The organism is Aneurinibacillus danicus (assembly GCF_007991215.1).
GTDB classification, from domain to species: Bacteria; Bacillota; Bacilli; order Aneurinibacillales; family Aneurinibacillaceae; genus Aneurinibacillus; species Aneurinibacillus danicus.
Map to the genome: position 1 here is coordinate 1 of NZ_BJXX01000223.1, position 7,544 is coordinate 7,544.

At 44.4% G+C, this 7,544-nt stretch carries 7 protein-coding genes and 1 pseudogene; all 8 read left to right on the top strand.

Going from position 1 to position 7,544, the window contains the following annotated elements; genetic code table 11:
- A pseudogene (locus tag ADA01nite_RS20885) lies at positions 1-236 on the top strand (hypothetical protein); the annotation flags it as partial.
- 67 nt (positions 237-303) lie between these two features.
- Complete coding sequence (locus ADA01nite_RS20890; protein ID WP_146812368.1) at positions 304-1,092, top strand: N-acyl homoserine lactonase family protein; 789 nt, start codon at positions 304-306, stop codon at positions 1,090-1,092.
- Positions 1,093-1,512: 420 nt separating this feature from the next.
- Complete coding sequence (locus tag ADA01nite_RS20895; protein ID WP_146812369.1) at positions 1,513-2,280, top strand: IclR family transcriptional regulator; 768 nt, start codon at positions 1,513-1,515, stop codon at positions 2,278-2,280.
- 648 nt (positions 2,281-2,928) lie between these two features.
- Positions 2,929-4,083: an acyl-CoA dehydrogenase family protein gene (locus ADA01nite_RS20900; RefSeq protein ID WP_146812370.1), complete on the top strand. Its 1,155-nt coding sequence runs from the start codon at positions 2,929-2,931 to the stop codon at positions 4,081-4,083.
- A complete protein-coding gene (locus ADA01nite_RS20905) occupies positions 4,080-5,144 on the top strand; it encodes an acyl-CoA dehydrogenase family protein (protein ID WP_146812371.1) in 1,065 nt (354 codons plus the stop codon). The genes ADA01nite_RS20900 and ADA01nite_RS20905 overlap by 4 nt, the downstream gene beginning before the upstream one ends.
- A 39-nt stretch (positions 5,145-5,183) precedes the next feature.
- Positions 5,184-5,999 (top strand): enoyl-CoA hydratase/isomerase family protein, encoded by an 816-nt coding sequence (locus ADA01nite_RS20910; protein ID WP_146812372.1) that lies wholly within the window; start codon positions 5,184-5,186, stop codon positions 5,997-5,999.
- 42 nt (positions 6,000-6,041) lie between these two features.
- Positions 6,042-7,256 carry a CaiB/BaiF CoA transferase family protein gene (locus tag ADA01nite_RS20915; RefSeq protein WP_146812373.1) on the top strand — a complete coding sequence of 405 codons (1,215 nt, stop codon included), beginning with the start codon at positions 6,042-6,044 and terminating at the stop codon, positions 7,254-7,256.
- 29 nt (positions 7,257-7,285) lie between these two features.
- Positions 7,286-7,544 (top strand): aldehyde dehydrogenase family protein (locus tag ADA01nite_RS20920; RefSeq protein WP_146812374.1); only part of this gene is annotated, 259 nt, incomplete at its 3' end.

Consider the following 7,544-nt stretch of genomic DNA (forward strand, 5'->3'; position numbering starts at 1 on the left):
CCGCTGAGGCCGAGAATGAGTGGGTGGAGCACAGCGCCGAGATGGCCAATCGCACGCTTTTACCCCTGGCTGACAGCTGGTATATGGGAGCGAACATCCCCGGCAAACCACGCGTCAGTCTGATGTACATCGGCGGCTTTCAGAACTATAGCCGACAATGCGATGTTGCTGCGGTAAACGGCTATGAGGGGTTCCTGTTATCCACTATAGCCAAAAATGCAATACCGCTGCGGTAAATGACTATAAGGGGTTCTTGTTGCCGAAAAATTAAAATTATGTAAAGCAGGAGGTATATACTGTACTATGGCTACAGGATTGCGAGTGACAGTGGTGGATTGCGGCCCTCTGAATGTTGACAGAGGAATACTAATGACTGGGGCAAGCGGAAAAGTAGAAGTACCATCAAGTGTTTGGATTATAGAACATCCAAAAAAAGGAGTCATCCTGTTTGATACAGGGATTAACTATAATGTTGCTGATCCTGAGGCGGCGGAAAAATATTGGGGCCCGGGAATACGTGATGCGTTTGGATGTAACCTGACACGCGATCAAGTAATCGACCGTCAGTTAGTTAAACTGGGGTATAAGTTGGATGATGTAAAATATGTCGTCTTATCGCATATGCACTTAGATCATACGGGTGGAATGTGTCATTTCCCTAATGCCACCTTTGTCGTGCAAAAGAGCGAGCTTCGTTATGCATGGTGGCCTGATGCATGGCTAAATTTAGTTTATTGTTTGAATGATTATAAGGATACGAGAGGATATAATTTTTTACAACTTAATGGCGATGTGGATTTATTTCAAGACGGATCCATTCAACTCATCACGACTCCGGGACATACGCCCGGGCACCAAGCCATGATCGTTAGATTGGAGAACCGGGGTCCTATATGTTTGGGTGCGGATACGTCTCATCTTAAAGAAGCGTATCAGAATATGGCCCCTATGCCGTATGATTGGAACACGGAAGTTCTATCTGATTCTTATACGAAACTTCGTGTCCTTGAAAATTCAGGTATACCCATTTATTTCTCACATGACCCTAAAGATTTTGCAGAATTCCCAAGTAACGGTGAATGGGCTGATTAAATAAACAGGAGGAAGAAGAGCATTCTCTCTTCTTCCTCCTCACTACAATTTTTCATCTCAAATAGCCATATTTAAGCGGATTCATCCCTTTTCTTATTGATACAAAGTCCATATGTCCGACGTGAATACCCCATGGGCATAAGCTTCCCCTTCCATCCATTCTTCTCTGCTCTGTTCTGTTCATCCGACACTTTTATACCGTCCTGTTTTAGGACCCGGTATGACCCATCCCTCACTTTTCACCTTTCTTTTTGTCATCGATGTTCCCCCTCTGTCACTATAAGTAACTGTAATTTGTATGTTATACTGTTGGTAAAGAAAGAGGAGGGAACAAGGATGCACCAAGCGTATCGTGTTCCGTTCTACCTTACCCCTTTAGGGGCGCGGAGTGTCAATATAGATAATTGGAAGTGATTTGTTATGAGCGTAGAAAATTCCATGCAGACAATTAGCCGTACTATCCAAATTTTAAGATGTTTTTCGAAAGATAAGAAAGAGCTCTCCCTGGCTGAACTTCATCATAAGCTTGGTCTTTCTAAATCCAGTCTTCAAAGGATATTAAATACGTTGGTGATAAACGGGTTCTTGGAAAAAGACAATAAGAAAAAAACATATAAATTGGGAATGGAGCTATATTATTTAGGGAAACTTGTTGAAGAGCATTCCCATCTTCTAACCATTGCTAAACCGTATCTAAAAGATTTAAGAGATCGGTTTGGAGAAAATGTCTATTTAAATATCATTGAAAACCATGAACGAAAATGTGTTGCTTTTGAAGAAAAAAAGCACGATTTAATGACCATTTCGTATATTGGTCAGACTTCTCCTTTGTACGCTGGTGCATCGGCTAAGCTGTTGTTGGCTTTTCTTCCTCCGGATAAAATTAAACAATATTTACAGGAAACCGAGTTAATTTCTATGACAGAATCTACTATTACCGATAAGGAAAAACTAAAAGAAGAATTGCACAACATACAGGAAAAAGGGTATGCCATAAGTTTCGGGGAACGTGTTTCTGGTGTATGTTCAATCAGTGCTCCAATACGAAACCGCTGGGACGAAGTAATAGCCGGGATATCCATCTCAGCTCCACTGGTTAGGGTTAATGATTCTATAATTGATGATTTTATTAGTTCGATAAAAGAGGTTGCAGCTCAAATTAGCAATAAATTAAAATTTAGCGATTGATGTACCGTAACCGGACGTCTGTCACCAATCAACACAATTCATCTTCGCCTGGTCCGTATCTCAAATTGAAGGTGTCTCAAAAGGTTATTTGATCTCAAACGGAATACAATATATAGGTTAAACGGATTTTTTATGCGTATATATGGTAGTGAAGAAGGGTGCCCCACCGCTTTTGGGACACCCTTATGTTGTTTACATACAAATTCTTCTCTCCTTTTAGCATGCAACCACTTGGTTGGACAATAAGATTGTTTTCTTCTGTCAGTTCCTCCGAAATTCAACCCCATGTCTGTTTAGAAGGCATCTATTTGATAGGTCTTTTTCCTGGTTTCTTTCATTTAAGCTATCTCCAAAACAGGATTTTCTACTTGAATGGTTACGGTTTATGAAAAACAGTATGAGGGAGTTATTTTACATATTTCAGGAATTGAAAACACATAATTAGCAGGTAAATTTAAAATTTAATGATAATTAAGTATTATATGTATTGAAAAAATGTTATAAATATTGTACTATTTCAATTAAAGGTATAGTATACCGATTATCGGTATACTAAATCAAATAGAGAGTGACAGGTCATTAATTATTTGCAATTTTGAACAAAAATGTAATAAGAGGATGTACACAATAGTGGGGTGATTATGTTCAATGAAGAGCTTACAATTACCTGTTGTTCAACTTTCTGAGCAAACAGAAGCATTGAGGCGGGAAATTCGAGATTTTATTCAGGAAGAACAGGAAAGGGGAACGTTTGAACCTAAATGTGATTCCTGGCTAAGCGGCTACTCTCCTGAATTTAGTCGCAAGTTAGGAGAACGCGGCTGGATTGGCATGACCTGGCCGTCACGCTACGGTGGACAAGAACGCTCCGCCATTGAAAGATATGTTGTAACGGAAGAGTTGCTAGCGGCAGGAGCCCCGGTGGCTGCCCATTGGATTGCGGATCGGCAGACCGGCCCTTTGCTTCTCCGGTATGGTACAGAGCAGCAGCGAGAATTTTTCCTGCCTAAAATTGCAAAAGGGGAGTGCTATTTCGCCATTGGGTTAAGTGAACCGAATGCGGGTTCGGATTTAGCCGCTGTTAGTTCCAGAGCGGTCAAAGTGGAAAAAGGATGGGTTCTGAACGGGAGTAAAATTTGGACCAGCGGTGCTCATTTCGCTCATTATATGATTACGCTCTGTCGTACTTCCCCAATGAATCCGGAAAACCGGCACGAAGGAATGACTCAACTCCTTGTTGACTTGTCTGCACCGGGGGTAACGGTTCGCCCCATTCATTTAATGACCGGCGAACACCACTTCAATGAAGTTATTTTTGAAGATGTCTTTATTCCGGATGAGATGCTTGTGGGAGAAGAAGGGAACGGATGGAAACAGGGAATGACGGAATTAGCCTATGAACGAAGTGGTCCTGAACGCTTTTTAAGCACATTTCCGCTTCTAGAAGAACTGGTGAATACCTTACAGCTAACAGGTGAAAAGCGGTTGATGGGCCAAGTGAGTCGATTGGTTTCCCGTCTGTGGACCTTACGGCATATGTCCATTGGTATTGCTCAAATGTTGGAAGAAGGAATCGCGCCGGATGTGGCGGCGGCTCTGGTGAAGGATATGGGGACGCAGTTTGAACAACAGGTTGCGGAAGTAGCCAGATTGTTGGTTTCTTCTTCTCCATCCGCAGCTTCATCTTCTCGATTCGAAAAATTAATGGCGGAAGCGATTTTGCATGCTCCTGGCTTTACTCTACGCGGGGGAACAACCGAAATACTCCGGGGGATTGTTGCGAAGGGGGTAGTTGGAAAATGAACGACATCACACAAATGCTGATCAGTTCTACAACCAAAATCATGAAAGACATTTGTACGAAAGAGCTTGTTAATGAAGCGGAACAAGGCCGATGGGCCGCTGAACTCTGGGATATACTGGCGGACTCAGGTATGATTACGGTGGCTATTCCTGAGGAATTGGGCGGTAACGGTGGTAGCTATACAGATGCTTTGAGTATTCTGCGTTTGGCCGGAAAGTATTCTGCGCCGATTCCATTGGCTGAAACGTTCCTGGGAAATTGGTTGTTGGCAGATTTAGGTGAACAAGTTTCTGACGAACCTCTTACCGTTGCGCTTCCCAAAAGCGATGAGCAGTTCTACTTCCAGAAGCACGGTGATGAATGGATCATTTCGGGGAAAGCCCGTTTTGTTCCATGGGCAAGGTATGCCAAATGGATGATTGTCCTGGGACAATCCGATGTAGAACCCGTTCTGGCTTTGGTTCGGCCAGCGAATGGGAAAATCGAGTATGGTCAAAATCTTGCCGGTGAAGCAAGGGATACCATAACCTTTGATGATGTTTTAGTTACCGACTGCCGGGTAATCCCTATTGAATTTGAGCGTGTGATAAATCAGTTGTGGTATGGTGGGGCTCTTATTCGAAGCGTCATGATGGCCGGTGCCCTTGAACGCATTCTGGAACTAACCCTCACTTATTCGTCGGAACGTTCGCAATTTGGAAGACCCATTCACCGGTTTCAGGCCATCCAGCACCAATTGGCTCTGTTAGCTGGCGAAACCGCCGCGGCAGGAGCGGCAGCCGATTATGCGATAGAAGCCTACCAGGCGGGTCGATTATCAAAAGAAATTGCCATGGCGAAAATCCGGATCAACGAAGCAGCGGGAACAGCAGCGGCTATGGCTCATCAAGTGCATGGTGCGATTGGTTTTACTTACGAGCACACCCTTCATCAAAGTACGCGTCGTTTGTGGTCATGGAGAGACGAATTCGGAACAGAAACAGAGTGGGGAGAACAACTTGCCGATCAAATGATGACATTTGCCCAAGATGAACTGTGGTCTTTCCTTACGAGTAAATAATAGGCAGGGATAAAAATAGAAGGAAAAGGAGGAGTATACGTGAGTGATTTACTTTTTTCAGTAGAGAACGGGGTTGCCCGGATTACATTAAATCGTCCGGATTCCCTCAATGCGTTTAGTACAGAAATGATCGAGTTATGGATTCATGCTCTGGAGACGATCCGTGATACGGAGGATATACGGGTTGTTGTGCTAACAGGAAATGGCCGGGCTTTTTGCTCCGGAGGAGATATTAAATCGATGATCAGAGGGGAGGGGTTACTCTACAACAATACCGGGGCTGAGGATTTGATGTCGACCGCACTGGCCCGTAAAAACAGCTTATGGAAGAGAGTACAGCGAATTCCTCTCCTTATGCAGGAAATTGATAAACCGGTGGTTGCGGTGATACATGGAATTGCACTGGGTGCCGGACTGGATATGGCCCTCATGTGCGATATCCGCATCGCTGCCCAAAGCGCAAAAGTGTCGGAGGGGTATATCAAAGCAGGTATCGTTCCTGGGGATGGAGGCGCTTACTTTTTGCCCCGAATTGTCGGTGTGGATAAAGCGTTGGAGATGCTCTGGACCGGCGATACTTTCACAGCGGAAGAGGCAAAACAGCTGGGACTGATCACACATGTTGTTCCCGATGAAGAGCTGAATGATTTTGTGGAGAATTATATTCAACGGCTTGCCGGTGGACCGCAGGAAACCATGCGCTTTATCAAAAGAGCCGTTTACCAAGGACTTCATATGGACCTTCGTTCTTCTTTGGATATGATTTCATCAGCGATGGGCATCGTGACTGAACTGGAAGACTATCAAGAAGGGATACGGGCTATTGTAGAAAAGCGCAAACCGAACTTTAAATAAAGTAAAACTGCATAATAACAGGATTGAGAGGAGGAACAATTTTTGCAAGCTTTAGATGGTATCAAAGTTCTTGATTTATCAAGAACATTAGCAGGTCCCTTTTGTACTATGCTGCTTGGAGATATGGGAGCAGATATCATTAAGGTAGAGCAGCCTGGAAAAGGAGACGAGACAAGAAGATTTACACCACCGAAGTGGGATGGGGTAAGCAGCTACTATCTTGCTTCCAACCGAAACAAGCGCAGTATCGCCATCGATTTAAAATCAGAAGAGGGAAGAGAGATTATCTATAATCTGGCGAAAGAGTCAGATATTTTCGTGGAAAACTTCCGCACTGGTGCGCTGGATAAACTTGGGCTTGGCTATGAACAGATGAAGGAAATCAATCCACGGCTGATTTACTGCTCTATCTCTGGATTCGGGAGGACCGGACCGGAGAAGAACAGGGCCGGCTATGATCTTCTTCTCCAGGGATACGGAGGGTTGATGAGCATTACAGGAGAGCCGGATGGACCCCCGGTCAAAGTTGGCATGTCAATTGTTGATTTAACGGCGGGAATGTTTGCCGCCTATGGTATTTTGACAGCGGTCATCGCCAGAGAAAAGACAGGGAAGGGACAATTCATCGATGTGAGCCTTCTGGATGGTCAAGTAACCCTATTAAACTATCTGGCGACAAGCTATTTTGCTACAGGCAAACCAGCGGGACGCATGGGATCGGCACACCCGACCATCGTTCCGTATCAGGCATTTCCCGCTAAGGATATGAACATTATTCTCGCTGTTCCTAACAATGGTTTATGGGAGAAATGCTGTTTTGCCATGGGGTGGGAAGATCTGCTAGAGGACCCGAGGTTTATAACAAATGACGACCGGGTCGCTCATCGTACTATTTTAGTAGACATAATTAGCAAGCGTCTTTCCGAGTTAGATAGCAAGGAGATATTCGAGCGTCTCGATGCGGTTGGTGTACCCTGTGGACCGATTCACACCGTTGACCAGGTGGTGAACCATCCCCACGTACGTGCTAGAGAGCTGATTATAGAAGTTGAGCATCCGATTGTAAAGAACCTAAAGATGGCAGGATTCCCAATCAAATTGTCGGAAACTCCGGCGAGTGTGAGAAGGCACCCGCCTTTGCTCGGGGAACATACGGAAGAGATTCTGGGTGAACTGGGGTTGTTGCCGGAACAGATTGAAGGATTAAAACAGAAACAGGTAGTAGGTAGCTCACAAAAGGAAGCAAGAGTCAAGTGATCCAGAATTGACAGAGAGGAGCAGGGTTGATGGAAACAAAGTCCGAAGTGAAAACCTACCAAAATTTAATTGGCGGGGAATGGGTCACTTCACAATCTGATAAATTCGAGGCAAGTATGAATCCGGCTGACTACAGGGAGATTGTTGGATACGTACCTCTATCAACGGTAAAGGATGTAGATGATGCTGTTCAATCTGCAAAAATAGCCTTACCATACTGGCGAAAGTTGTCTGGGGTAGCCCGTGGCGAATATCTTCGTAAAACGGCTGATATTTTAGAACAGCGTC

Bases quoted from the DNA above. Each gene is read 5' to 3' on its own strand.
- ADA01nite_RS20895 (WP_146812369.1), top strand. From the start codon at position 1,513: ATGAGCGTAGAAAATTCCATGCAGACAATTAGCCGTACTATCCAAATT.
- ADA01nite_RS20900 (WP_146812370.1), top strand. From the start codon at position 2,929: ATGAAGAGCTTACAATTACCTGTTGTTCAACTTTCTGAGCAAACAGAA.
- ADA01nite_RS20890 (WP_146812368.1), top strand. From the start codon at position 304: ATGGCTACAGGATTGCGAGTGACAGTGGTGGATTGCGGCCCTCTGAAT.
- ADA01nite_RS20905 (WP_146812371.1), top strand. From the start codon at position 4,080: ATGAACGACATCACACAAATGCTGATCAGTTCTACAACCAAAATCATG.